Genomic DNA, 23885 nt, shown 5'->3' with positions numbered 1-23885 from the left:
CCGAGCACCGCACCATGTTCTTCAAGCGCCTGTTCGGATCCGATCGCACCCCGGCGGGTGCGCAGGCCAAAGCCGCAGGCATCGCGCTGGCCACACCGGTCACGCAACGCGCCGACGCCTTGCTGCGCCGGCTCGAATGGACCGTGTTGCGCAAGCTCGACGGCCTGCTGCAGGGCGACTACAAAACACTCATGCGCGGCTCGGGTCTGGATCTGGCCGACCTGCGCGAATACCAGCTGCACGACGACGTGCGGCACATCGACTGGAACGTGACCGCGCGCCTGCAGCAGCCGCACGTGCGCGTGTTCACCGAAGACCGCGAGATGGCAGCGTGGTTCTTGCTCGACCTCAGTCCTTCGGTGGACTTCGGTTCGGGCAACCAGCGCAAGAGCCAGGTGCTGCTCGACTTCACCGCCGTGCTCGCGCGCTTGATCGGGCGTCACGGCAATCGCGTGGGCGCGGTGCTGTATGGATCGCGCGGCCAACCCGTGGTGGACGCGGTACTGCCTGCGCGCGGCGGCCGCACCCAGGTGCTGCGGCTGATGCAGATGGTGCTGCAGCCACCGAAGAAAGACGCCACCGTGAAGGACGGTGTGACCCAGCTCTCCGACCTGCTCAAGGCCGCAGTGCACACCGTGCGCCAGCGCGCCACCGTGTTCGTGGTGTCCGACTTCATCAGCGAGCCCGGCTGGGAAAAGCCGCTGGGTGAACTCGCGCGCCGCCACGACGTGGTGGCTGTTCGCCTGCTCGACCCGCTGGAGCTCAACCTGCCCGACCTCGGGCTGATCCCGATCCGCGACGCCGAGACCGGCGAACAGCTGATGGTCGACACGCACGACGCGGGCTTTCGCCAGCGCTTCGCGCGCATCGCCGCACAACGCGAGGCGCAGTTGCGCGAGAGCCTGGCGCGCGCCGGGGTCGACACGCTGGAGCTCTCCACCGACGACGACCTGGCCGAAGCGGTGGTGCGGTTCATCGACCTGCGCAAGCGCCGCCTGCGCGTCGGAAAACACGCGCAGGCCGGCCGCAGCATGCCGACCCAGATGCCCAGCCGCGACCGCGGCAGCTTCAGCATTCCCCGTGAAGGAACACGACCATGAACATCCCCGTCACCTTCCTGTGGCCGCAGCTGCTCTGGCTGCTGCTGACCTTGCCTCTGCTGGTGCTGTTGTATGTGTGGCTGCTGCGTCGGCGCAAGCAGGCTGCGGTGCGTTTTGCCAGCCTGGCGATCGTGCGCGAAGCCATGGGCAAGGGCCCGGGCTGGCGCCGCCATGTGCCGCCGGTGCTGCTGCTGCTGGCCATTGCCACCATGTTGCTGGCCTCGGCACGCCCCATGGCGAGCATCGTGTTGCCGTCGCAGGAGCAGACCATCATCCTGGCCATGGACGTGTCGGGCAGCATGCGCGCCGAAGACGTGCAGCCCAACCGCCTGGTGGCCTCGCAAAACGCCGCCAAGGCCTTCCTCGCCGAGCTCCCGCGACATGTGAAGGTCGGCATCGTGGCGTTTGCCGGCTCGGCCCAGGTGGTGCAGCCCGTGACCCTCAGCCGCGAAGACCTCGTGACCGCGATCGACAAGTTCCAGCTGCAACGCGCCACCGCCATCGGCAGCGCCATCGTGGTCTCGCTCTCCGAGCTGTTCCCGGGCCAGGGCTTCGACATCGGTGCCATGACCTACAACCGCAACAGCGACCCGTTTGCCCCCCAGGGCCGCGCCATCGACCAGCCCAAGACCGAACCCAAGGCCTTTGTGCCGGTGGCGCCGGGCTCGTACAGCTCGGCCGCCATCATCCTGCTCACCGACGGCCAGCGCACCACCGGCGTGGACACCGCAGAAGCCGCCAAGATGGCCGCCGACCGCGGGGTGCGCGTCTACACCGTGGGCGTGGGTACGGTGGACGGCGAAATCATCGGGTTCGAGGGCTGGTCCATGCGCGTGCGGCTGGACGAGGACAGCCTGAAGGAAGTGGCCCGCACCACGCAGGCCGAGTACTACTACGCCGGCACAGCCGACAACCTGAAGAAGGTCTACGAGACCTTGAGCTCGCGCCTGACGGTCGAGAAAAAGGAAACCGAAATCGCCGGCCTGCTCGCACTGGTGGCGTCCATCCTCGCGCTGTTCGCGGCGGGGCTGTCGGTGTTGTGGTTCAACCGGATTCTGTGAGGGCGCCGCCGGGCGGCACCGGCACAATCCCCGCATGAACCAACAAGTGATCGTCGCCGGTGGGGGCATCGGTGGACTGGGCTGTGCCTTGGCGCTGGCACGTCAGGGTGTGCCGACCGTGCTGCTGGAGCAGGCGGCGGCGTTTGGCGAGGTGGGGGCGGGGCTGCAGCTCGGGCCCAATGCCACGCGGGTGCTGGCCGACTGGGGTCTCTCCGATGCGTTGCAGGCCACTGCGGCTTTTCCCGAGGCGCTTCGGGTGCGTGACGCCCACCGGGGCAACGAGCTTGGGCAACTGCGTCTGGGCGCTATGGCGATCGCTCGCCATGGACAGCCTTACGCCACGTTGCACCGGGCCGATTTGCATGCGCTGCTGCTGGCTGCCGTGCAAGCGCACGAACTCACAGAACTGCGTTTGAACACGCGGCTCACGGCATTCGACGAAACCTCGGGCGGTGTGTTTGCCACGCTGGACGACGGCAGCACGCTGTCCGGCGAAGCCCTGCTGGGCTGCGACGGTTTGTGGAGCCGCGTGCGCTCGCAGTTGCTCGGCGCCCAGCCGGTGCGCGCCAGTGGTCACCTGGCCTACCGCGGCATGGTGCGCGCGGCCGACCTGCCCGCCGCGCTGCGGGCCAACGTGGTCACCGCCTGGCTCGGGCCGCGCATGCACGTGGTGCACTACCCCGTGCGTGGTGGCGAATGGGTGAATGTGGTGGCGGTGGTGCACGGCGTGCTCGGGCAGGGCCATGGCGGTGAGCCGGGATCGGACCCGCAGAGCTGGACGCACGAAGCCCGGGCTGCCGACCTCCAGCGCTCACTCGGCCCGGCCTGTGCGGACCTGCTGTCCATGATCGACGCTGCGCCCGCGTGGTCGCTCTGGGCCTTGAACGACCGCCCTGCCATGAACGGAGCGCACGAGCACGCGCAGGGCCGGGTGGCCCTGGTGGGCGACGCAGCGCATCCACTGCGGCCCTACCTGGCGCAGGGTGCGGCGATGGCGATCGAGGACGCATGGACGATCGGACGCCTGTTGCAGCCAGCGCCGGCCCCCATCAACTGGCCGTCCGTGCTGTCCCGTTTTGCCGAGACCCGCTGGCAACGCAATGCACGTGTGCAGCAGCATTCGCAGCGCAACGGCCGCATCTTTCACGCCACCGGCCTGGTGCGCTTCGGACGCGACACGGCCATGCGTTGGCTGGGCGAAGCTTTGCTGGACAATCCGTGGCTCTACGACGGGCCGCCCGAGCCCGAGCAAGACCCCGCTCCTTCACCCCGTTCCAAGAGGAAGACATGACCCTGAAGTCCACCACCAACAGCGGAATCACCCGCCGCCACGCCCTGGCCACTGCCACAGCCCTGGTGGCTGCCACCGTGTTGCCCACCGCGCATGCGCAAGCCACCTGGCCCAGCCGGCCGCTCAAGATCGTGGTGGGTTTCCCCGGCGGGTCCTCGCCCGATCTCATGGCGCGCCTGCTGGCCGAGCCGCTGTCGCAGGCGCTGGGCCAGCCGGTGGTGATCGAGAACCGGCCCGGTGCCGGCGGCAACATCGCCGCAGCGCAGGTGGCCCGTGCCACCGACGACCACACCATCGGTTTGATGATCAACGGCAACATGACGATCGCCAAGATCCTCAACCCCGACACCACCTACGACCCGCTGAAAGATCTCACGCCGGTCTCGTTGATCGCGGTGGCGCCGCTGGTGCTCAGCGCACCCGCTGGCAGCCCCAGTGGCGCCGCTTTCTTTGCCGCGGCGAAGCAGTCGGGCACCAGCTGGAACTACGGCACGCCCGGTGTGGGCACCGTGGCCCACCTCGGCATGGAGTTGCTCAAGAGCCGCGCCGGCATTGCGCCCGTGCACGTGCCGTACCCCGGCAATCCGCAGGTGATCACGGCCCTTCTGGGCAACCAGATCCAGATGTCGATGCTGCCCCCAGGCCTGGCCATGGCTCAGGTGCGCGCGGGCAAGCTCAACGCGATTGGTGTCACCTCGGCCGGTCGCAGCAGCGTGGTGCCCGAACTGCCCAGCCTGGCGGAAGCGGGCGTGAAAAACCTGCAGCTGGAAATCTGGAACGCGGTGGCCGCGCCCAACAGCCTGCCCAAGGCCCACGTGGACCGCCTGGCCACGCTGCTCACGGACATCGTTCGCCGCGAAGACATCCGCCAGAAGATCTTTGCGCAGGGCTGGCAGGTGGCAGGCACCTCGCCCGAAGGCCTGCGCCGTCGCATTGAAAGCGACACAGCCGTGATGGCCGACGTGATCCAGCGCAACAACATCCGGCCCTGAACGGGACTGAACGGGCTCGCGCCCGGATGCAAACAGGCGGCTTCGGCCGCATGTTTGCATTTGTAAATCCGTCGACAAAAACGTAGTTGTTCGTCTCCTTTGAACCAACAGGCGTTATAAAAACGTCAAATAAATCACACCTAAGTTGTAACAAAACGACAAGGTAGTGATCTTAAAAGGTTCATTGTCATAACGGTTTGACGACTTCTGGGGAGGGGGCGGCATGCGTCGTTCACAGGGCTACCTGCCCGCGTTTTCTGCCGGTTTCGGGACGTGACGCCATGGCCAACGTGCTGGCGATCCATTCGGTCTGCAGTTCGATTGCGACCTTCCTGAACAACACATACCCGGTGGCCACCAATGGCATGACCATGCCGTCTTGCGACTTCGTGGTGTTGTCTTCGCAGGAGATGGCCAACCCGCCGACCGAGGGCAACCGGGTCAGCCTCTACCTCTACCGCGCCACGGTCAACGAACACAGCCGTCAGCAGCGACCCTCACGCGCGCCGCAGGCCCGGCCTGCGCCGCTGAGCCTGGATCTGCACGTGTTGCTCTCGGCCTGGGGCGACACCGCCCTGGACGAGCACATCCTGATGGCCTGGGCCATGCGGCAGTTGCACCTGTTCCCGCTGCTCGATGCCTCGTCGCTCACCCCCGAGCCCGCCTGGGACGCCGACGAGGTGATCCAGATCGTGCCCGCCGAGCTCTCCACCGAGGACATCATGCGCATCTGGGACGCGCTGGAGCCTTCGTACCGGCTCTCGGCGTCCTACATCGCACGCACCGTGCGGCTGGACCCCGACGACTTGCCCGAGGCGGTGCCGGTGGTCGCCAGCCGATTCGCCTACAGCGTGGGGGCAGCCTCATGACGCTGCTGCTCAACGCCCGCGAGGTTGAACGTGCCGAACGCCGCGTGCTGGGTGCCTTGCGCTGTGTGGACGCCACCACCGGCGCGGCGCTGGACCGGCCCTTGCGCGTGCAGGCAACCGACGGCGTGCGCGTCCAGCGCAACCGCAGTGGCCTGCTGGTCATCCAAGAATGGTTGCCGCTGGCCCACCACGCAACCGCCTTTGCCACGGCGCCCGATGACGTGGCGGTGGGCTCGCTGGCCTTGATGCTGACCGTCTCCGACCCGCAGGGCGACTACTTGCCTCGGCTGGTGCGTGTGGCGCTGCCGCGCGACGCCAATCCGGCCAACGCCGACCAGCCCGACTCGCTGTTTCGCCCGCTGACTGTGCCCATGTACCCCTCGTCCACGGGCCGGGTCGGCTCCAACTGGGCCTGCATCAGCGTGAGCGTGTTCGAACAAGGCAGCGGCGATGCGCTGGGTGGCGTGCTGCTGCGCGTGGTGACCGCGGGCGCGGTTCGCGCGCTCGGTTTGAGCGACTGGCGCGGCGAAGCGCTGGTGCCGGTGGCCGGTGTGCCTGTGACCACCTGGTCCACCGAGCCGGGCGCCGTGATCGTCACGCAGATCCCGGCCGAACTGCAGGCCGTGGCCGACCCCGCCAGTGTGGTGCGCACACCCCAGGCGGTCGTGCAACTCGGTCGCGTGCCTTCTGCCTTGCCGCTGGTGGACCCGGTGGCCATTGAAACAGCGCGCGCTGGCCTGCCGCAGGCCAGCGCCGTTGTCAGCCTGGCGGCCGGTCGACCGCTGCACATCTCCCTCGGGATCGACCTGCCCTGAGGACCTTCGCGATGTTCCCACCCGCACTTCACAAGGAGAAACACCATGCCTGAATACCTCGCGCCAGGCGTTTACGTCGAGGAAACCAGTTTCCGCGCCAAGAGCATCGAAGGGGTGGGCACCAGCACCACCGCGTTTGTCGGGCCCACCCGCAAGGGCCCGTACCGGGTGGACAACGACACCCCCGAGTCGCCCGAGTTGCTCACCAGCTACGGCGACTTCGAGCGCATTTACGGCGGGTTTGCCGATCTCTCGCTGGGCGATGGCGTGCCCGGCACCAACTACCTGGCGCATGCGGTGCGGGCGTTCTTCAACGAAGGCGGTTCGCGGTTGTACGTCTCGCGCGTGGTGGGGGCCGACCCGGAGGTCGCAACGGTGGAGATCATCGGAGGAGCAGATGAAGGTGTGCGCTTCATTGCGCGCTTTCCCGGGGCGGCGGGCAACGGCCAGGTGGTGGTGCGTGAAGCCTCCACGCCCGCGTCGGAAACCACCCTGGCCAACGCGCCTGCCGGCAGTCTGGTGCGCGCCACGTTGGCGGGCAACCCGGCCTTGCTGGTGCGCGTGGCCAACAGCTGGCGCCCGGCGGCCAATCTCGCGGGCGACGCGGTGGCGCAGGCCGACGTTCTCGCGGGCGCCCCGCATCTGATCACGGTCTCGGCGTTGACCATCGACGGTGACGGCAACAGTCTGAGCTTTGAAGACATGGGGCTGGCCAACACGCACCCGCGCTGGATCGGTCATGTGATGTCGGCCACACCGTCGCGACGCAGCGACCACCTGCAAAACTTCTATGCCGTCGACGTTGGATCCGCCGTCTCACCTTCGGAGCTGCACGCGGGTCTGTTCAATGGCGCGGCCAACAATGCTGCGGGCCAGCCCGAGCGCGTCTGGACGCTCACCGGGGGTGAAGATGGCGGCGAACCCACCTCGACCAACTACGCACTCGCGCTTGCCGAGATCGCCTCGCTGGAAGACGTGTCCATCGTCGCGGCGCCCGGCAGCTCGGCCTACGGCGTGGACGACGACGACAACCCTCAGGCCATTGCGAGCGCAGTGATCGCGCACGCCGAAGGCCGCCGCGCCTACCGCATCGCCGTGCTCGACACACCGCCGGAGCTGCTGCCCACCACGGCGCGCACCTGGCGCGGACTGTTCGACTCCAAGTACGGCGCCATGTACTACCCGTGGGTGGTGGTGTCCAACCCGCTGGCGCGCCCGGGCCGCGAAGACATTCCGAAAGAGATCGCGCTGCCGCCCTCGGGTTTTGTGAGCGGCATCTACGCGCGCAACGACGTGCAGCGCGGCGTTCACAAGGCGCCGGCCAACGAGGTGGTTCGCGGCGCGCTGCGGTTCGAGATCGACGTGAACTTTGCGCAGCAGGAGCTGCTCAACCCGGCCGGTGTGAACTGCCTGCGCTTCTTCAGCGGGCGCGGCAACCGTGTCTGGGGCGCGCGCCTGATCTCCAGCGACCCGGAGTGGAAATACGTGAGCGACCGGCGCTACTTCAACTACCTGGAGGCGTCGATCGACCGCAGCACGCAGTGGGCCGTGTTCGAACCCAATGGCGAGCGCCTGTGGGCCAACATCCGCCAGACCATTGCCGACTTTCTCTACAACGAGTGGCGCAGTGGTGCACTGCTCGGCACCTCGCCCGACGAGGCGTATTTCGTGCGCTGCGACCGCAGCACCATGACGCAGAACGACCTGGACAACGGTCGCCTCATCTGCCTGATCGGCGTGGCCATCATCAAGCCGGCCGAGTTCGTGATCTTCCGCATCGGCCAGAAAACGGCCGACGCCCGCGAGTGACATCCCGTCTCACACGACCCATCAGGAGCTGAACCATGGCCAACCGCACCACGCCCTACGGCGCCTTCAACTACCTCGTCAACTTCGATGGCGGCGAGGTCTTCGGCGGCTTCTCCGATGTCAGCGGCATCGGCACCGAAGTCACCGTGGCCGAGTACCGCAACGGCAACGACAAGGAAAACCACGTGCGCAAGGTCGCCGGCATCCACAAGGTGTCCGACGTGACCTTGAAGCGCGGCATCCTCAACAGCAAGACGCTGTTCGACTGGATCAGCCAGACCCGCACGCAGGGCCCGGCCGCGCAGCGCAACGTGACCATCACCCTGCTCGACGAAGCCCACACCCCCGTTCAGACCTGGGTGCTGCGCGGCGTGATCCCGATGAAATACACCGGGCCCACGCTGGCGGGCAAGGGCGGGGGCGACGTGGCGATGGAGGAAATCGCCTTGTCGGCCGAGGCCATGGAAATCACCGCCTGAACCAGGCCTGGCGGTACCCATGAGCCTCGTTTTCGAAACCGCGGCGCCCGCCCTGCGCACCGCACCGGAACGCACCGATGTGGCGTGTTTCGTGGGCTTCGTGGCGCGGCGGCGCGAGCAACCGCTGCCCATGTCGGTGGGCCGCCAGCTCATCGACGCGGGCTGGGTGAACGGGCCCTGGCGCAAGGGAACGGACGCGCTGGAAGCGCTGGACAACGTGCCGGTGGTGATCGACAGCTGGGCACTCTTTGACCGCCTCTTTGCCTGGGACGAGCGCCTGGTGGGCCGCGCGCCCGACGCGGTGAGCGGTGCGCCCTCGCTGTGCGCCACCTACCTCGGTGCGGCCGTGCGCAGCTTTTTCGCACGGGGCGGTCAGCGCGCGGTGGTGGTGAGGGTGGGCGATCCGTGGGCATTTCTGGAATCGGCGTCCAACCGCGCGGCCAAGCGGCGCGCCCGCCTGGCCCGGCTCATCCCCGGCTTCAGCGACCGCGACCCGGTGGGCGAGGTGTTCGAGCCCATGGACCCGCGCACCTGGCGCGGCATCGGCCATGTGGTCGGGCTCTCTGAAGCCAGCCTCTTGTGTTTGCCCGACCTGCCCGATGCGTGTTCGACCGAACCGCAGGCGCCGTCGATTTCCGTGCCGTTGCAGCCACCGGTCGAAGGCTTTGTGGAATGCAGTCCCGAGGAACCGGCACTGCCCAGAGACGCGGGCCTTCGTGCCCTGCGCGCGCCGCGCCTGGACGGTCCGGGATACGGCCCCTGGCGCGTGGCCGTCGCCAGCGTGCGCGCGTTCCTGGCGCAGCACCAGCGCGAAATGTTGTTCGTGGGTGCGTTGCCCTTGCCACGCGAAGACGCGCGCCGGCCGCTGAGCGACGGCGGTGTTCATGCGCACAACGACATGCTGGCGTTTCTGCGCCGCAGCGGTGTGCTGGAAGCCGAAGGCCGTGTGGACGCGAGCGGCCTGTCGATCGCCAGCGCCTTCGTGCAACTGGGCTACCCCTGGCTGGCCACACGCGCCGCACAGGATTTGCCCGAAGGCCTGGAGCCACCCGATGGCGCGCTGGCGGGTCTGATCGCCGGCAGTGCACTGGTGCGCGGCACCCATGCCAGCGTGGCCGGCGACACGTCCATGCCGGCGCTGCGTGACTTGCAAAGCGCTGTGCCCCTGCCCGGTTGGGGTGCGGGCCCGCAGTCGCCGAGTGCACAACTGGCCGGGCGCGTGTGCCTCTTCACCCAGCAGGCCGGTGGCTGGGCGCTGCAGTCGGACGTGACCACCACCCCGGATGCGGCCTGGCGCAGCGGCGGTGTGAGCCGCCTCATGGCCACGCTGCTGCGCGCGGCGCGCCTGCGGGGCCAGAGCGTTCTGTTCGACGGCAACGGCCCCGAGACCTGGACACGGCTGGAGCGCAGCCTTGAAGAACTGCTCAAGGGTTTCTGGCGGGTGGGCGCGCTGGCCGGCGCCACGCCGACGGATGCGTTCAGCGTGCGCTGCGACCGCAGCACCATGACGCAGAACGACATCGACAACGGGCGGCTCGTGACCGAGATCACCGTGTTGCCGGCGCACAGCATCGAGCGCATCACCGTGGTGCTGGCGCTCGCAGCGGCGGGTGTGAACCACGCCCGTGTGCGGGAGGCGGCGTGATGGCCATCGGTGCGGAATTTTCTGCCAGCGCCTCGGCCCAGGTGTCGATCGGCCTGGGCACGGGAGCCGGTGCGCCTGCGGGCGCCAAAGCCTCGGCGCCGCTGATCCCGTTCCGTTTTCAGTTGCGCTTTCGCCAGTCGGGCGCGGGGGCGGCGCAGGGCAACGAGGTCGACTTGTGCCAGGGCGCCTTTGCCGAATGCACGGGTCTCGAGGCCACCATGGAACCCAAGGTGATCCGCAGCGGCGGTGTGAACCATGCGGCCTTCCAGCGCGCGGGGCAGGTGACCCACGCCACCGTGATCCTCAAGCGCGGCATGACCGACAACCGCCACCTCTGGAAGTGGTTCGCCATGGTTTCGGGTGGCGACTACGCCGCGCGCATGGACGTGGACATTCACATGCTCGATGGCGCGGGCACCAAGGTGATGACCTGGTCGCTCGCACGCTGCATGCCGGTGAAATTCAAGGCCGCCGATCTCAATGCCCGCGCCACCGAGGTGGCGGTGGAAGAGCTGCACCTGGCCCACGAAGGCCTCACCCTCGGTTTTCCCAAGGCCTGAGCATGACCGAACGTGCCATTGCCGTTGCCGAATTCAAGACGCTGAGTCCGGCGCCCAAGCAGGTGGTGAAGGTGCACTTCAACCCGGCCTCGCTGCAGTACACCGTGTCCAACACGCTGGGCCCCGCCGGCCAGGGCGCGGGCAGCCGCCAGTACGTGAGCGCCACCGTGGCCAAGCTCACCATGGACCTGGTGTTCGACACCACCGCTGAAAACCTCAGCGGTGAGGTCAAAGGCGGGGAAGACGTGCGCAGCACCACCGACAAGATGGCGCAGATGCTCAAGCCCTTTGGCGGCGAGAACGAGAAGACGCCGCCTCGCGTGGAGTTCAGCTGGGGCGCTTACCGTTTCGTGGGCACGGTGGAGCAATACAAGGAAACGCTGGATCTGTTTTCGCACGACGGTGTGCCGCTGCGCGCGGGCATCAACCTCACGCTCTCCAGCGACGCGCCGAACTTCGAGAGTGCGAGTGCGCCGGCCTCGTCGGCAGACCGGAAGCCGAACTCCGCGATGGAGGTGCCCGGGGGTGCCGGGCCGTCGGGTGTGGCCGCAGCGGGTGGGGATCCGCGTGCGGCGCGCGCCGTGGCCAGCGCCAACGCCTCGGCCAGCTTGCGCTTTGGCGGCAGTGCATCGCTGCTGGTGGATGCGAACGTGTCGCTGGGCGCACCGGCTGCTTTTGCGTCGGGCTCGCTGTCGCTCGGGGCGGGCGCTGGTGTGGGCATCGGTGTAGGGATCGGGGTTGGCTTGGGGGCCAGCGCCGGCGCCGGTATCGGCGCCACGGCCGGGGTCGCGTTTGCCGGCCTGCGCGTGGGTACCGGGGCCGGCGCCAGCGCATCGTTGCCCAACGCCCAGGCCCTGTTGCCCGCTGGGCAGGTGAGCGTGGGTGCCACCGGATTTGCGCCGGGTGGCATGGCGCGCGGATCGGGCGCCGACAGCCTGGGCACCGACGTGGGGGCTGCAGCCGACCTGCAGGCCCGTATCGCCTTTGACTGAACGAACACGGGGAGACACACATGCCCATCACGTTTGAAGAAGTCACCGCCGAGGTGCCGGCCGAGAGGCCCAGTCCACCCACGGTCCAGGCCAACGAAGCCGCCTCACCCGACGACCCGCGTGCGCTGGAGGCGATGCAGCAGGCGCTGGATTTGCGCGCCGAGCGCATCTGGCGCCTGCACACCGACTGAGCTTCGCGCCATGACCGAAGCCGCTCTCAGCCGACAAGCCCTTTACAGCGCGCGCCCCACGCTGCGGATCGCGGGGCAGGCCGATGTGCGCTTGTCCAACCTGTTGATTGCCATGCGCATGGACGAAAGCGAGGGAGGCATGAGCCGGCTGGAGTTGCGCCTCTCGAACTGGGTGGGTACCACGGCGGGCGGCACCGAACAGGCCTTTGGCGCGCAGTCCGACCTGAAGCTGGGCGCCGATCTGGCGGTGTACGCCGGTGACGTGCAGGCACCCACGGAGGTGTTTCGCGGCAAGGTCAGCGCCATCGAGCTGCTGTTCAGCATGGGCGGCGCGCCCGAGATCACGGTGCTGGCCGAAGACGCGCTGCAGGCCGCGCGCCTGGCGCGGCGCAGCAAGGTCTACACCGACCTGTCGCCCGCTGATGTGGTGCGCGAGGTGGCCGGTGCGCTCAACCTGCGCCCCACCGTCACCGGCCTCACCAGCCCGGTGGACACCTGGGCGCAGATCAACGAAAGCGACCTGTCTTTCTTGCGCCGCCTGCTGGCGCGGTTTGACGCCGACCTTCAGATCGTGGGCGATGAGCTCCAGGTGTCGCCGCGCGGCGATGTGGCGCGTGGCGAGGTGGAGCTCGCGCTGTTCGGGCAGCTCATGCGCGCCCGCGTGATCGCCGACCTGTCGCAACAGGTCACCGCCACCAGCGCAGCGGGCTGGAACCCGGTGGACGGCAGCGCGGTCAGCCATGAGGCCACGCAGATCACGCACAGCGGGCCGGGCAGCGGGCGCAGCGGCTTGTCGTGGCTCGACGAAGCGTTGGGCTCGCGCCAGGAACACATCGGGCATCTCGCGGTGAGCAGCGACGCGGAGGCGCAAGCCGTGGCCACGGCGGCGCTGGACCAGCGCGCGCGCCGCTTTGTGCGCATCGAAGGACTGAGCGAAGGCAACCCTGCGATCCGCGTGGGCACCACGGTGTCGGTCACGGGCTTGTCGCCGCAGTTCGACAACCGCTACTTCGTGTGCGCCGCGTCGCATGTGTACGACCAGACGGCGGGATACCGCACCGAGTTCAGCGGCGAGTGCGCGTATTTGGGAGAAGGCACATGAAGCGCGACGGCCTGTTCGACCGACCCGCCGCCTGGCTTCAGGCCGGCGCGCTGGCGCAGGTGGTGTCGCTCGACGATCCCGCCGGCCGCAACCGCGTGCAGGTGCGCCTGTTGGCGCACGACGGCGTGGGCGACCAGGACGCGCCGCTGTGGGCGCGCGTGGTGGCGCCGTTTGCGGGCAACGACCGGGGATTTTTCTTCCTGCCCGATGTGGACGACGAGGTGCTGGTGATCTTCATGAACGGCGACGCACGCCACCCGCTCATCATCGGCGGACTGTGGAACGGCAACTCGCCATCGCCCGCCGATCTGGCCAACGGCCAGCACCGCACCAAGCGCCTGAAGTCGAAGAACGGCGTGGCCATCACCATCCTCGACGAAGATGGCCAGGAGACGTTGACGCTGGAGACCCCCGGCGGACAGACCGTGACGCTGCAGGACGGGCCGGGCACCATCACGCTGGAAGACGCCAATGGGAACCAGGTGGTGATGGAGGCGGCGGGCATCAGCGTCACGGCCTCGGCCAAGGTGAACGTGAGCGCCGCACAGGTGGACGTGACCGCGGGCATGGTCAAGGTGGACTCGGCCATCGCCGACTTCTCGGGCATCGTGAAGTGCGCCGTGTTGCAGACCAACGCCGTCATTTCCACCAGCTACACCCCGGGCGCCGGGAACGTGTGGTGATGCCATGGCACGCACGCTGACGCAACTTCCCCACGATGTGGCCCTGGGCGCGCCGCGCGGCGTGGCCCCGGGCGGTGCGCCGCTGCTGCTGCAGCGGTCTGACGGCGACTTCATCGACGCCGTGCTCGACGAGATCACCAGCACCGAGGGCCGCGCCAGGCTGCTGGCCACGCGCGCTGCGGCCCGCACCCAGCGCCAGGTGCTCAAACTCTTCCAGCCCATCCAGCGCCAGCACCACCTCGCCGTGCTGGAAGCCTGGTGCGACACGCCGGGCACACCGCGCCTGGACCCCGCGCGCGTGGAGTCGGCCGGCCTGGTGGTGCGCCGGGTGCGCCGCGCCGGCAGCGCCACCGAAGAAGGCTGGATGCGATCACGCGGGCGCCTGCGTGGCTGGTTGCCGGTGCAACGCATCGGTGGTGCATCCAACGACCCGGCGAGCCAGCTGCGGCTGCACAGCGGCCGCACCGGCGTGGCCGACATCGACCACGAGCTGATGCAACTGGCCCTGCAGCGCGAGGACACGCTGCTCGACGAGCACGTGGTGCCGATGTTCGTGGCACCGCCCGATGTCTGCAAGGCCGCGGGCAAGACGGTGTACTACGGCCTGGTGCCCACGGTGAGCGGCGAGCAGGCCGAGACCGCGCCGGTGTTCGACGAGGCCAACACCTTCGGGCCCGAGAGCGCCGATTTCCGCCACCACCTGGTGCAGGCCCTGCGCGGCGAGGCCATGGACTTCCCCCTGGACGGCGAGACCCTGAACCCGGTCTGGACCGAAGCCGCCGAGATCGCCACCACCGTGCGGCCCAACGGCCTGAGCACCGAGCACTGGAACCGCCTGCACCCCGGCGGTGGTTCGCGCAGCAGCATGCAGCGCTTCCTGCGTTTGTTGCGGCAGTTGGACAGCGAGTTCAACGCCTTTGCCGGCAACTCGGCGGCGGCACAGGCCTTGCGTCAGCAGCTCGCGGCCATCGCGCTGCCGCTGAAGCTGCGCGAAGGCGAGACGGTGGCGCGCACGGTGAACGCCGAGACCTTTTTGCGCCAGGCCGTGCAGGTGCTGGTGCAGCGCGACGAGCAGGTGGCGCGGCCCGAGATGCCCGTGCGCTGGCCTGCGCTGCCCGGCCACCAGGCGAGCGCCTTGCGACTGGCGCTCTCGCGCGCCTTGACCGAACGTTTTGCCCAACTCAACCTCGCGCCGGGCCGTTTTGACGACGCGGGCGCGCAGTACGTGGTGCGCGCCTTCGTGCGGCTCAAACCCGAGTGCGGTTGTCCGGCACGCATCGTCTGGAGCGAGGCCACGGAACCCTTTGTGATCGCACCCTGGTTCGAAGGATCGGGCGCGCCGCCGGTGCGCATCGACCTGCCCGACATCACCGCGCCCGGCCTGCTCGCCTCGCTCAAGCCCAACGTTTCGTTCGCTGTGCCAGCCGCCTTGCAGAACCTGTTGGGCGGCAACCCCAAAGACCTGATGGAAGGCAAGAAGCCGCCGGAGGGCGGCATCACCATCGGATGGATCTGCAGCTTCAGCCTGCCCGCGATCACGATCTGCGCCTTCATCGTGCTCAGCATCTTTCTCGGCCTGCTCAACCTGATCTTCAGCTGGCTGGCCTTCATCAAGATCTGCATTCCGTATCCGAAGAAGGGCGACTGATGAACGCGACCTCCGCTCCCATCGGATTTCCCTTCCTCGGCCTGCCCGACGAACACGGTCAGCTCGGCTGGCCGGCGCTGGAGAAAAGCGTGCGCGATGGCATCCGCATCGTGTTGAGCACGCGCCCGGGCGAGCAGCTCATGCGCCCCGAGTTCGGTGGCGGGCTCGACCGGTTGCTGCACGAGCCCAACACCCTGGCCACACGCCGGCGCATCCGCGATCTGGTGCAGGCCTCGCTCACGCGTTGGGAGCCACGCATCCTGCTCGACGCGGTGGAGGTGTGGGACGTGCCCGACGCCCCGAGCCACCTGCGGGTGGAGATCCAGTACCGGCTGGCGCGCACGGGCGCACCCAGCCGCATGAACGTGAACGTGCAGCTGGAGAACTAGATGCCGATCGTCCCGCCCAGCCTCGATGACCGCCGCTTCGACGACCTCGTTGAAGACCTGATCGCGCGCATTCCCGCGCACACACCCGAGTGGACCAACCCGCGCCAGGGCGACCCGGGGCGCACGCTGCTGGAGCTGTTTGCCTGGCTGGGTGATGCACTGCTGTACCGCGCCAACCTGATTCCCGAGCGCCAGCGCCTGGTGTTCCTCAAGCTGCTGGGCCAGGGTTTGCGCGCGGCGCAGCCGGCGCGCGGCATCGTGGGTCTGTCGTACGCGCAGCCGCTGGCCGATCTGCGCGCCAGTTCGCTGCTGTCCGGTGCGCGGATCAAGGGCGCGCAGCCTTTCGAGACCCTGGGTGAGACCACCGTGCTGCCGGTCACCGGCGAGGCCTACATCAAACGCAAACTCAGCGACGCGGAGGCAGCGCGCATGGCCGACGTGATCAGTGGCCTCTCGCGCGTGCACCGCATCAGCGGCGCGGTGCAAGGCTACGAAACGCTCGCGGTGTTTGGCGAAGGGCGCGCCGAGGTGGGTGGCTTCGATGTGTTCGAGCGCTCGACCGACCGCGCCTTGTGGATCGCCTTGCTCGCACCCGCTGCGTCCGCCCCGCTGGAGCAGGAAGCCGTGAACGACAGCGTGCGCACCGCGCTCGGCGGAGGTGACACCGGTGTGCCCTCGTTGCTCTCGCTGGGCATCGTGCCCGCGCTGCCCTTGCCTGCGTTGTTCGAAGAGGTGGGCCCACTGGCCGAGGTGCCGGTGATCTGGGAAATGGTCACGCGCCGGCCCGGTACGCAGGCGCTGGATTACCTCACGCTGGAGCCGCTGCCTGGCAGCGACACCTCGCGCGGGTTCACGCGTCCGGGCATGCTGCGCCTGCCGCTGCCCGGCGCCGACGACATCTGGGTGCCCTCCAACCAGGTGGGCGTGAACCCGCTGGCCGGTGTGGGCGACGCACCGCCCCGGCTGGACGACGCGGCGCGTGCCGCGCGCCTGGTGGCGTGGCTGCGCGTTCGTCCGCGCCCGGGCAGCCAGGTGCAGCGCCTGCCGCTCACCTGGCTGGGCATCAACGCCGCCGAGGTGGACCAGCGCGTGACGCTGCAAGGCCAGGTGCTGGGCACCAGCACGGGTGCTGCGGACCAGAGCTTTGCCTTGCCCGCCGCTTCGGTGGACCCACAGACGCTGGTGGTCGAGGTGGAAGAACCCGGCGGTCGCGGCTACCAGCCGTGGCAGCGCGTGGACGACCTGGCCGCCATCAGCGCAGACCCGATGGTGGCGCGTGAAGCCGGCGCATTTGAACTCGATGCCGAAGCCGGCACCCTGCGTTTTGGTGACGGCGTGCGCGGCCGCATTCCCGAGCGGCTCATGCGCGTGCGTCTGGCGCGCGGGCGCTTTGGCGGCGGGCGTGCGGGCAACCTCGCACCCGGCAGCCTGAGCGAGATCACCGCCACACTGATCAACGGCCAGCGCGCCCCGGCCATGAAGGTTCACCAGCCCTTGGCCATGGACGGTGGCGAAGACGCCGAGACGCTGCCCCAGGCCGAGCGGCGCATCCCGGCCACGCTGCGCCACCAGCAGCGCGCGGTGACCGCCGACGATTTCAAACGCCTCGCGCTGCAAACGCCCGCGGCCGACGTGGGCCGTGTGGAGGTGATGCCGCGCTTCAAGCCGCGCGACCGGCGTTTCAACGTGCCCGGCGTGGTGAGCGTGGTGGTGCTGCCGTCGGCCGCCCTCGCGCCTGCGCCCAATCCGCGCCCGGACCGGCCCTTCATCGAGCGTGTTCACGCCCACCTCTCGGCGCGTGTGCCGCTGGCCACCGAGCTCTACGTGATCGGCTGCGAATACGTGCCGCTGGGCCTGTCGGTGGCGCTGCGCCTGCGCGAAGGTTTTGCGCGCGACAAGCTGCTGTACGAGGTGCGCGAAGCCCTGCGCCGCCTGCTCTGGCCGCTTGCGCCCGGCGGGCTTGATGGAGAAGGCTGGGCGCTCGGGCGCCCGGTGCGCGAGCGTGAACTGGAGGTGGAGGTCTCGCGTGTGGCCGGCGTGGCCGAGGTCACCGGACTGCAGCTGTTTGCGCGCCACGGCGCGGCTGGTCAGCAGGACTGGGCGCTGCTGCCGCGCAACCAGGCCGGTGGCCAGCAAACCTTGAACCTGCAGCCCTGGCAGTTGCCCGAGTTGTTGTCCATCGTGGTGGTGGAGGGCGCGGAGGCGCCGACGAACCTGCGCGCCTTGCCCAACCCGTTTGCGCAGGCCAATGCCGTGGCCGTGCCGGTGGTGCCGGAGCTCTGCTGATGGACGCCAACGGCTCCCGCTTCTGGTCGCTGCACGCGCCTGCCCACTGGCCGACGCTGGGGCAGGGCCTGGGCCATGTGCGCTGGCATGGCGACTGCAGTGCGCTGTGTCTGGCCTCCGAGCGTGAACTGGAAGCGCCGCCGGACATGGCGGCCAGCCGAAGCGCCGCGCTGCTGGCCCTGAACGAGGTGCCGCGCGCGCTCGATGCGCAGGGCGTGGTGTGCAGCTGGCACGCGCCCAGCCAGGCCGTTGTGGTGCGCAGCGCCCACCTTGCGGAGGCCGCCATCGCGCTCCCGCTGGACGCCGTGCCCACCGACCTCTGCGTGGCCAGCGACGGTGTGCTCTACGTGGCCTTGCCCGGGCGTGTGCTCATGCACGACTTGCGGCGTCGCTGGGCCGATGCGGAGGTGTCCGAAGAAGGCTTTGCGCCCTGGCGCCTGGCCGCCCACCCCGAGGGGGGGGTGTGGGTGTTGGAGCGCGGCAGCGGCCGGTTGGCGCGATTGAAGGGCTACCCGCTGCCCAGCCAGACACCCGCCGCCGACGCCTGGGCGCCCGGCGTGTTCCGTCCCGACCCGGAGAACTGCCGTGCGCCCGCGATGGTGGTGGTGCACCCCGGCTGGGGTGGCGTGGCCGAGCCGTTCGCGCTGGCCTGCCACGCTTCGGGCGGCTTGCTGCTCATGGGCTGGAACACCGCCGGTCGGGCCTGGGTGCGGCGCTGGGATGAGGCGACCCGCACACCGGGCCCCATGCGCGCGCTGCGTGGCGCGGTGCATGCGCACGCGCTCACGTGGCTGACAAGCGAACGCATCGCGCTGCGCATGCCGGGCCGGGTGGACGCACCCGCGTTTGCCATCGACGACAGCCCCGCGGGCGAGCTGCCCGCGCTGGGAGAGGTCTTTCCGCTGGCGGGCGACCGGCGCGAGGCAGCGTTTGTGCACCGACCCGATGGCGTGGCGCACTACCCCGTGCGCGAGGACGCCGCCGAGCCGCTGTTTGCGCTGGCGCTGCCCAACCTGGCGCGCAGCGGCACAGCGGCCAGCTTCACCACCGAGGGTGGGCAACTGCTTGCGCAACTCATCGACAGCGGCACGCCCGCCACCACCTGGCACCGCATGTTCATGGAGGCCAGCATTCCGCCCGCCTGCGGCGTGGTGGTGTGGCTCGCCGCCACGAATGACCCGCAGCCACCCGCGCCCGAGCGGCTCGATGCCTGGCACCCGCACGCGTTTGGCCGCGATGTGCGGACCATCGACCCCGCCGCGTCCGGGCCGCATGTGCCGCACGCGGTGTGGGAGCGTGCGCCGAGCGAGTTGCCGGCGCACCCGGGACTCGCGCCGTGGCCACCGCAGCGCGGTTTGCGTGGCCTCTTTTCGGTGCTGGTGCAGAACGCCCGAACGGCGGTGCGTTCGCTCAGCGGCCGCTATCTGTGGGTGCGCCTGAGCCTGCACGGCGACGGCCGCGCAAGCCCCGAGGTGGTGGCGCTGCGTGCCTGGGCCAGCCGCTTCAATTACGCCGAGCAGTACCTGCCGCGCATTTACCGCGAGACCCTGTTTGGCGATGCCGCGCAGCTGCCCGGCGAGCGGCTGGACAGTGTGGACGAGGGCTACAGCCTGGGCCTGGATGTCGGTGGCGCACCCGAGGTGGCACTGTTGCTGCGCCTGGCCACCGCCGGCATCGTGCTGAGCGATGGCGCGCAGGTGGTGGTGGAGCACCCCGGGCGCAGTTGGCTGCTCAAGGACGGCGGCAGCGCACGCTGCTGGCGGCTTTTGCTCGACGGCCACGCCATCGGTGTGTACCGGCCACAGGCTTCAGCGGCCGATTTTCTGGCGCGCAGTCTGGCCAACGTGGAAGGGGTGCTCACGCAGCTCGAAGACCGCGTGGCCCACGCTCACCTGCTCACCGACCCGGCCAGCACGCCGGCCGAGCACCTGGACTGGCTCGCGAGCTGGGTCGGCCTGGCTTTTGACGCGGCCCTGCCCGAAGCGCGCCGCCGCGCCTGGTTGCAGGCCGCGCCCGAGCTGGCGCGCTGGCACGGCACGCGCCGCGGGCTCGCGCTCGCGCTGGACGTGGCCACCGGCGGCGGCGTGAGTGGTGGTGAGGTGGTGGTGCTGGAAGACTTCCGCCTGCGCCGCCTGCTCGCCACGCTGCTCGGTGTGGACCTCGCCGATGAAGACGACCCCTTGCTGCCGGGCCTGCAGGTCAGTGGCAATTCGGTGGTGGGCGACACGCTGGTGCTGGGCGACCAGGCGCGCGCCGAGCTCATGGCGCTGTACCGCGAGGAAGCCACCAGCGAGAGTGAGGACCAGAACATCGCCGACTTCTACGGCCGTCTGGCGCACCGCGCCACGGTGCTGGTGCACCGCGAGGTGGACGAGGTGGACATCGGACTCATCCGCCGCATCGTGGTCCTGGAGTCGCCCGCGCACGTGCAGGTGCGCGTGGCCACCGCGAGCTGGCCCTTCATGGTGGGCGTGGCCAGTCTGGTGGGGGTGGACACGTACCTGGCGCGCGCCGTGCCGCCGCGCCCGGTGCGCGCGCAGCGCTCGGTGCTGGGCGGTGGTGACTTCGTGCTCGGCCCGACCACGCTGGACCCGCGCCTGCGCGGCGAGGCAGCACCGCCACCCGTGGAGACACCAACACCGCTTTCCATCCCGCGCAAAAGACCCCGATCCCGCAAGGAGTGACCCATGAGCACCGCCACCACCTTCAGCACCGCCGACCCGCTCACGCGCCAGCCGCTGGGCGAGCGCCCGGTGTATGCCACCGGCATGCTGCTGGACGCGCAGGATTTTCTGGACGAGCAGACCTACCACCGCAGCCAGCTCGCGCGGGCGCTCGGTGCGGTGGCCGGCAGCGGCACGCTGGCCGGGCTGCGGGTGGAGCACCGGCCGGCGGTGGAGACGGGCCCCGACGCGGGGCCGGAAGAGATTCAGGTGAACGCCGGTCTTGCCGTGGACCGGCTGGGTCGCCTCATCGAGCTGCCGCGAGCGGCCTGCCTGCGCCTGCAGCGCTGGTGGGACGCCGAGGCCGCGCGCAGCAGCCTGCAGCAGGCCGACTACACATCGCCGGGCCGCTTCATCTCGGCGCGCGCCCAAGCCGGTGTGGCGCTGCCCGCCCGCGCCGTGGTGGCCGACGTGTTCCTGCGTTTTGTTGCCTGCCCGCGCGGCCTCACGCCGGCCTTTGCCAGTGGCCCGTTTGATGCGCTGAATGCCGTGAGCGTCTCGCGCCTGCGCGACGCCTACGAACTGCACCTCGTGCCGCGCCACAACCTCACCGACACAGGGTTGGGCCTGCCGCTGCGCGCGGGCGCGTTCACCTTGCCGGTGGAGCAGGAAACGGCTGCTGAAGCACTGGCGCGCGAAGCCGCCATGGACAACCCGTCGGCCGACGCCGACGAACGCCGCGCCGCGCTGCAGGACGCCGTGCTGCACGGCTACCACCGCACGGCCGATGAACTGCCGCGCGGCCCCGAGCACCCGCCCACGGTGGACGCCAGCGCGGTGTTCATCGCCCGCGTGCTGATTCCCGTGGAGCCTTCCGACCCCACTGTCCGCGCGGGTGGCGCCGTGCTGGTGGACAACCACAGCCGCCGTTTCTTGCCGGGCCTGGGCGTGCTTGCGCGCTGGACAGGACTCTGAGCCTTTCATGTTTTCCCATCCCCTCACCGGAGCACGCCATGAACCCGAACACCGGCACCGCCCGCGAGCCGATCGCCTCCGACCAGGTGCAGACCCTGCGAGACGCAGGCGTGTTGATCGAAGACCACCGGCGCGGGCGGCCGCGTTACTTCGACGGCCGCTTTCTCGCCGCACGCGACCTGATCCGCGACCAGCAGTATTTTCTGACCCGCGAGGCCGACCTGGGTCAGGCCGCGGGCAGTGGCGTGGCCACGGGCTTGTTTGTGCAGGAAGGCGGCCAGCCCCAGACGCTGGTGGTCTCCAGCGGGCACGGCGTGACGCCCTCGGGCGAACTGGTGCTCCTGCCGCGCAACATCGATGTGCAGCTGGCCAACCTGCCGGTGGCCGAGCAACTCTCCGCGCGCTTCGGCCTGTCGCGCCTGCCGCAGCCGCCGTTGCGCAGCCGCACCGGCCTGTTCGTGCTGGCCCTGCGCCCGGTGGAATTCACCGCCAACCCCATCGGGGCGTACCCGACTTCCATCACCGGCCAGCGCACGGTGGAAGACGGTGACGTGATCGAGGCCACGGCGGTGGTGCTCGTGCCCTGGCAGGACGACGGCGGCGCCGATGCGCTGGACGCGCGCCGTGGGCGCGCAGCGCGCGCCATCTTCACCCAGGGCACCTCCGCCGGTGTGTCGGCCAATGTGTTGCCGCTGGCCATGATCGCGTTGCAGAACAACACCGTGGTGTGGATCGACGAAGCCATGGTGCGGCGCGAACTCGGCGCCGACCGGGGCGATTTGCCGGGTCTGGGTTTTGCCCCGCGCGGCCTGCGGCTGGCACACCTGATGCAGCACCAGGCGCACCTGGCCGACGTGGCCCCGCCCGGCAGCACGCGGGGCTTTCCGGCCATCACGCACTTTCCCGCGCTGCCGCCGGCCGGGCCCTTGCCGGCGGGTGTGATCAACGCGGTGGACTTCACGCAGAACTACTTTCCGGCGGAGGTCGATGTGGACTTCACGATCATTCCGGAGGACGAACTTCCCGCGCTGGTGGAAGAGGCGCTGGCGCTGCAGCCCATCGACCTCACCGCACCCGCCGAGTCGCTGGACTCGACCGCGGTGATGATCCTCGCGCCGGTGCCGCGCGTGGAGTGGCGCGCGGTGGCCGCGCGGGTGGGGCAGGGCGCCACGCTGGCGCAGCGCGTGGTCAAACCCGCCGCGCCCAACCTGATCGCGCAGCGCCGGCCGTTCGAGATCCTGCAGAAGCTGCGCTTGCCGCGTGAAGCACTGCAAAGCAAGGCGCTGGGCCCGGCCGATGCGGAGTGGCAGCGCCTGGCGCGTCTGAACAACCTGTGGTTCGTGCGCCGACGCCACCTGGCCTACCGCGACGACCTGGCCGGCAGCTACCGCGAGATTGCCGGCAACGACGAGCGTGTGATCGAACTCAACCTCAACACCCGCATCACCCAGCTCGGGCTCACGCCGCGCCACGACGCGGTGTTGAAGGTGGCCACGCCTGCGGCAGCCAGCACCGTCATCGGCCTGCTCGCGGGCAAACGCTACCTGGAGTCGCCGGTGCTCACCGCGGCCGCACTCGGCTTGCTCACCGACGCCATCGCGACCACCGAACAACTGACCGGCAAACCGGCGCTGGACAAGACGCAGGTGCTGGGCGTGGCCGCGGTGCTGGGCGAGCCCGAGAAGAACGAGGCGCTGTGGGCGCTGATCCAGCGCGAGAGCAAGACGCCGATCCCGGCCGACGAACTGCTGCGCATCGCCAGCAACGCCGAGTGGAACGTTCAGCCGGTGGACCCGCTCACGCTGGAAGAGACCGTCACCAAACGCATGGACAGCCTGGGGCTGATCGACGTGTGGGCCGAGGTGTTCAAGAACTCGTCGGCCAAGGCCCTGGCCACCGAAGTGCAACTGCTCGCGAGCAAGCGCTACGAGGCTTCGCCAGCGTTGAGTGCCGCTGCACTGGGACTGCTGCTCGAACACGTGCAGCGCGACGGTTCGATCAAGGACCCGGCGCTGGTGACCGAGGTGGCCAACAGCCTGCTGGAGCCGATCGCCAGCGACGTGCTCAACAAGTACCTCCAGACGGAGCTGCGGCGGCCGCTCGACGCGGACACGCTGCGCGGCCTGGTGAAGTCGGTGGACGAGTGGCGGCCCAAGACCGAACGCATCACCCGCCCGACGCGCGCCATGGCGCCGGCCAGGGCGGCTGTCCGCAAGACCACCACCGGGAGCACCGCTGCGAAGAAGACACCTGCCAAGAAGGCACCCGCGAAGAAGGCGGCGCCTTCCAGCAAGCCGTCCTGAGCGGCCCGGCCACCCGACCCATCTTCACCCGG

20 protein-coding genes are annotated in these 23885 nt (G+C 69.5%); all 20 read left to right on the top strand.

Translation table 11 applies throughout. The annotated features are described in order from the left end of the window. Positions 1-14 precede the first annotated feature (14 nt). Positions 15-1100 (top strand): DUF58 domain-containing protein, encoded by a 1086-nt coding sequence (locus tag BSY239_RS12215; protein WP_083239945.1) that lies wholly within the window; start codon positions 15-17, stop codon positions 1098-1100. Next, the gene (locus tag BSY239_RS12210; RefSeq protein WP_069047093.1) at positions 1097-2161 is read left to right on the top strand and encodes a VWA domain-containing protein; all 1065 of its coding nucleotides are present in this window, start codon (positions 1097-1099) and stop codon (positions 2159-2161) included. The genes BSY239_RS12215 and BSY239_RS12210 overlap by 4 nt, the downstream gene beginning before the upstream one ends. A 34-nt stretch (positions 2162-2195) precedes the next feature. Next, positions 2196-3452 carry an FAD-dependent monooxygenase gene (locus BSY239_RS12205; protein ID WP_069047092.1) on the top strand — a complete coding sequence of 419 codons (1257 nt, stop codon included), beginning with the start codon at positions 2196-2198 and terminating at the stop codon, positions 3450-3452. After that, positions 3449-4444, top strand: coding sequence for a Bug family tripartite tricarboxylate transporter substrate binding protein (locus BSY239_RS12200; RefSeq protein ID WP_069047091.1), 996 nt, complete (start codon positions 3449-3451; stop codon positions 4442-4444). The genes BSY239_RS12205 and BSY239_RS12200 overlap by 4 nt, the downstream gene beginning before the upstream one ends. Positions 4445-4725: 281 nt before the next feature. Further along, positions 4726-5313 carry a DUF4255 domain-containing protein gene (locus BSY239_RS12195; protein ID WP_069047090.1) on the top strand — a complete coding sequence of 196 codons (588 nt, stop codon included), beginning with the start codon at positions 4726-4728 and terminating at the stop codon, positions 5311-5313. Then, a complete protein-coding gene (locus tag BSY239_RS12190; RefSeq protein WP_069047089.1) occupies positions 5310-6128 on the top strand; it encodes a hypothetical protein in 819 nt (272 codons plus the stop codon). Before BSY239_RS12195 ends, BSY239_RS12190 begins: the two co-directional genes overlap by 4 nt. Positions 6129-6173: 45 nt before the next feature. Beyond that, complete coding sequence (locus tag BSY239_RS12185) at positions 6174-7937, top strand: phage tail sheath subtilisin-like domain-containing protein (RefSeq protein WP_069047088.1); 1764 nt, start codon at positions 6174-6176, stop codon at positions 7935-7937. Positions 7938-7972: 35 nt separating this feature from the next. Then, positions 7973-8416, top strand: a complete 444-nt coding sequence (locus tag BSY239_RS12180; RefSeq protein WP_069047087.1) for a phage tail protein — start codon at positions 7973-7975, stop codon at positions 8414-8416. Between the two features lie 19 nt (positions 8417-8435). Next, on the top strand, positions 8436-10061 hold the full coding sequence (locus BSY239_RS12175; RefSeq protein WP_069047086.1) for a hypothetical protein: 1626 nt from the start codon (positions 8436-8438) through the stop codon (positions 10059-10061). Further along, complete coding sequence (locus BSY239_RS12170; RefSeq protein ID WP_083239944.1) at positions 10061-10621, top strand: phage tail protein; 561 nt, start codon at positions 10061-10063, stop codon at positions 10619-10621. The genes BSY239_RS12175 and BSY239_RS12170 overlap by 1 nt, the downstream gene beginning before the upstream one ends. A 2-nt stretch (positions 10622-10623) precedes the next feature. Beyond that, on the top strand, positions 10624-11613 hold the full coding sequence (locus BSY239_RS12165; RefSeq protein WP_069047085.1) for a CIS tube protein: 990 nt from the start codon (positions 10624-10626) through the stop codon (positions 11611-11613). A 20-nt stretch (positions 11614-11633) separates the two neighbouring features. Continuing rightward, positions 11634-11804, top strand: a complete 171-nt coding sequence (locus BSY239_RS22440) for a hypothetical protein (RefSeq protein WP_156775469.1) — start codon at positions 11634-11636, stop codon at positions 11802-11804. A 10-nt stretch (positions 11805-11814) separates the two neighbouring features. Continuing rightward, the gene (locus tag BSY239_RS12160; protein ID WP_069047084.1) at positions 11815-12906 is read left to right on the top strand and encodes a phage late control D family protein; all 1092 of its coding nucleotides are present in this window, start codon (positions 11815-11817) and stop codon (positions 12904-12906) included. Further along, entirely contained in the window at positions 12903-13589 is a 687-nt protein-coding gene (locus BSY239_RS12155) for a phage baseplate assembly protein V (RefSeq protein WP_069047083.1), read from the top strand. The genes BSY239_RS12160 and BSY239_RS12155 overlap by 4 nt, the downstream gene beginning before the upstream one ends. Before the next feature lie 4 nt (positions 13590-13593). Next, complete coding sequence (locus tag BSY239_RS12150; protein ID WP_069047082.1) at positions 13594-15237, top strand: hypothetical protein; 1644 nt, start codon at positions 13594-13596, stop codon at positions 15235-15237. Further along, positions 15237-15626 (top strand): GPW/gp25 family protein, encoded by a 390-nt coding sequence (locus tag BSY239_RS12145; protein ID WP_069047081.1) that lies wholly within the window; start codon positions 15237-15239, stop codon positions 15624-15626. The genes BSY239_RS12150 and BSY239_RS12145 overlap by 1 nt, the downstream gene beginning before the upstream one ends. Further along, positions 15627-17912, top strand: a complete 2286-nt coding sequence (locus tag BSY239_RS12140; protein WP_069047080.1) for a putative baseplate assembly protein — start codon at positions 15627-15629, stop codon at positions 17910-17912. It begins immediately after the preceding gene. Continuing rightward, on the top strand, positions 17912-20596 hold the full coding sequence (locus tag BSY239_RS12135; RefSeq protein WP_069047079.1) for a phage tail protein: 2685 nt from the start codon (positions 17912-17914) through the stop codon (positions 20594-20596). The genes BSY239_RS12140 and BSY239_RS12135 overlap by 1 nt, the downstream gene beginning before the upstream one ends. A 3-nt stretch (positions 20597-20599) precedes the next feature. Continuing rightward, the gene (locus BSY239_RS12130) at positions 20600-21550 is read left to right on the top strand and encodes a hypothetical protein (protein ID WP_069047078.1); all 951 of its coding nucleotides are present in this window, start codon (positions 20600-20602) and stop codon (positions 21548-21550) included. 38 nt (positions 21551-21588) lie between these two features. Then, on the top strand, positions 21589-23853 hold the full coding sequence (locus BSY239_RS12125) for a hypothetical protein (RefSeq protein ID WP_069047077.1): 2265 nt from the start codon (positions 21589-21591) through the stop codon (positions 23851-23853). The last annotated feature ends 32 nt before the right edge of the window (positions 23854-23885 follow it).

It is taken from the genome of Hydrogenophaga sp. RAC07, assembly GCF_001713375.1.
Lineage (GTDB): Bacteria > Pseudomonadota > Gammaproteobacteria > Burkholderiales > Burkholderiaceae_C > Hydrogenophaga.
Note: the sequence above shows the minus strand (reverse complement) of the source record. Positions and strands in the feature narration are given on the sequence as shown.

Bases quoted from the DNA above. Each gene is read 5' to 3' on its own strand.
- BSY239_RS12215 (WP_083239945.1), top strand. From the start codon at position 15: ATGTTCTTCAAGCGCCTGTTCGGATCCGATCGCACCCCGGCGGGTGCG.
- BSY239_RS12210 (WP_069047093.1), top strand. From the start codon at position 1,097: ATGAACATCCCCGTCACCTTCCTGTGGCCGCAGCTGCTCTGGCTGCTG.
- BSY239_RS12205 (WP_069047092.1), top strand. From the start codon at position 2,196: ATGAACCAACAAGTGATCGTCGCCGGTGGGGGCATCGGTGGACTGGGC.
- BSY239_RS12200 (WP_069047091.1), top strand. From the start codon at position 3,449: ATGACCCTGAAGTCCACCACCAACAGCGGAATCACCCGCCGCCACGCC.
- BSY239_RS12195 (WP_069047090.1), top strand. From the start codon at position 4,726: ATGGCCAACGTGCTGGCGATCCATTCGGTCTGCAGTTCGATTGCGACC.
- BSY239_RS12190 (WP_069047089.1), top strand. From the start codon at position 5,310: ATGACGCTGCTGCTCAACGCCCGCGAGGTTGAACGTGCCGAACGCCGC.
- BSY239_RS12185 (WP_069047088.1), top strand. From the start codon at position 6,174: ATGCCTGAATACCTCGCGCCAGGCGTTTACGTCGAGGAAACCAGTTTC.
- BSY239_RS12180 (WP_069047087.1), top strand. From the start codon at position 7,973: ATGGCCAACCGCACCACGCCCTACGGCGCCTTCAACTACCTCGTCAAC.
- BSY239_RS12175 (WP_069047086.1), top strand. From the start codon at position 8,436: ATGAGCCTCGTTTTCGAAACCGCGGCGCCCGCCCTGCGCACCGCACCG.
- BSY239_RS12170 (WP_083239944.1), top strand. From the start codon at position 10,061: ATGGCCATCGGTGCGGAATTTTCTGCCAGCGCCTCGGCCCAGGTGTCG.
- BSY239_RS12165 (WP_069047085.1), top strand. From the start codon at position 10,624: ATGACCGAACGTGCCATTGCCGTTGCCGAATTCAAGACGCTGAGTCCG.
- BSY239_RS22440 (WP_156775469.1), top strand. From the start codon at position 11,634: ATGCCCATCACGTTTGAAGAAGTCACCGCCGAGGTGCCGGCCGAGAGG.
- BSY239_RS12160 (WP_069047084.1), top strand. From the start codon at position 11,815: ATGACCGAAGCCGCTCTCAGCCGACAAGCCCTTTACAGCGCGCGCCCC.
- BSY239_RS12155 (WP_069047083.1), top strand. From the start codon at position 12,903: ATGAAGCGCGACGGCCTGTTCGACCGACCCGCCGCCTGGCTTCAGGCC.
- BSY239_RS12150 (WP_069047082.1), top strand. From the start codon at position 13,594: ATGGCACGCACGCTGACGCAACTTCCCCACGATGTGGCCCTGGGCGCG.
- BSY239_RS12145 (WP_069047081.1), top strand. From the start codon at position 15,237: ATGAACGCGACCTCCGCTCCCATCGGATTTCCCTTCCTCGGCCTGCCC.
- BSY239_RS12140 (WP_069047080.1), top strand. From the start codon at position 15,627: ATGCCGATCGTCCCGCCCAGCCTCGATGACCGCCGCTTCGACGACCTC.
- BSY239_RS12135 (WP_069047079.1), top strand. From the start codon at position 17,912: ATGGACGCCAACGGCTCCCGCTTCTGGTCGCTGCACGCGCCTGCCCAC.
- BSY239_RS12130 (WP_069047078.1), top strand. From the start codon at position 20,600: ATGAGCACCGCCACCACCTTCAGCACCGCCGACCCGCTCACGCGCCAG.
- BSY239_RS12125 (WP_069047077.1), top strand. From the start codon at position 21,589: ATGAACCCGAACACCGGCACCGCCCGCGAGCCGATCGCCTCCGACCAG.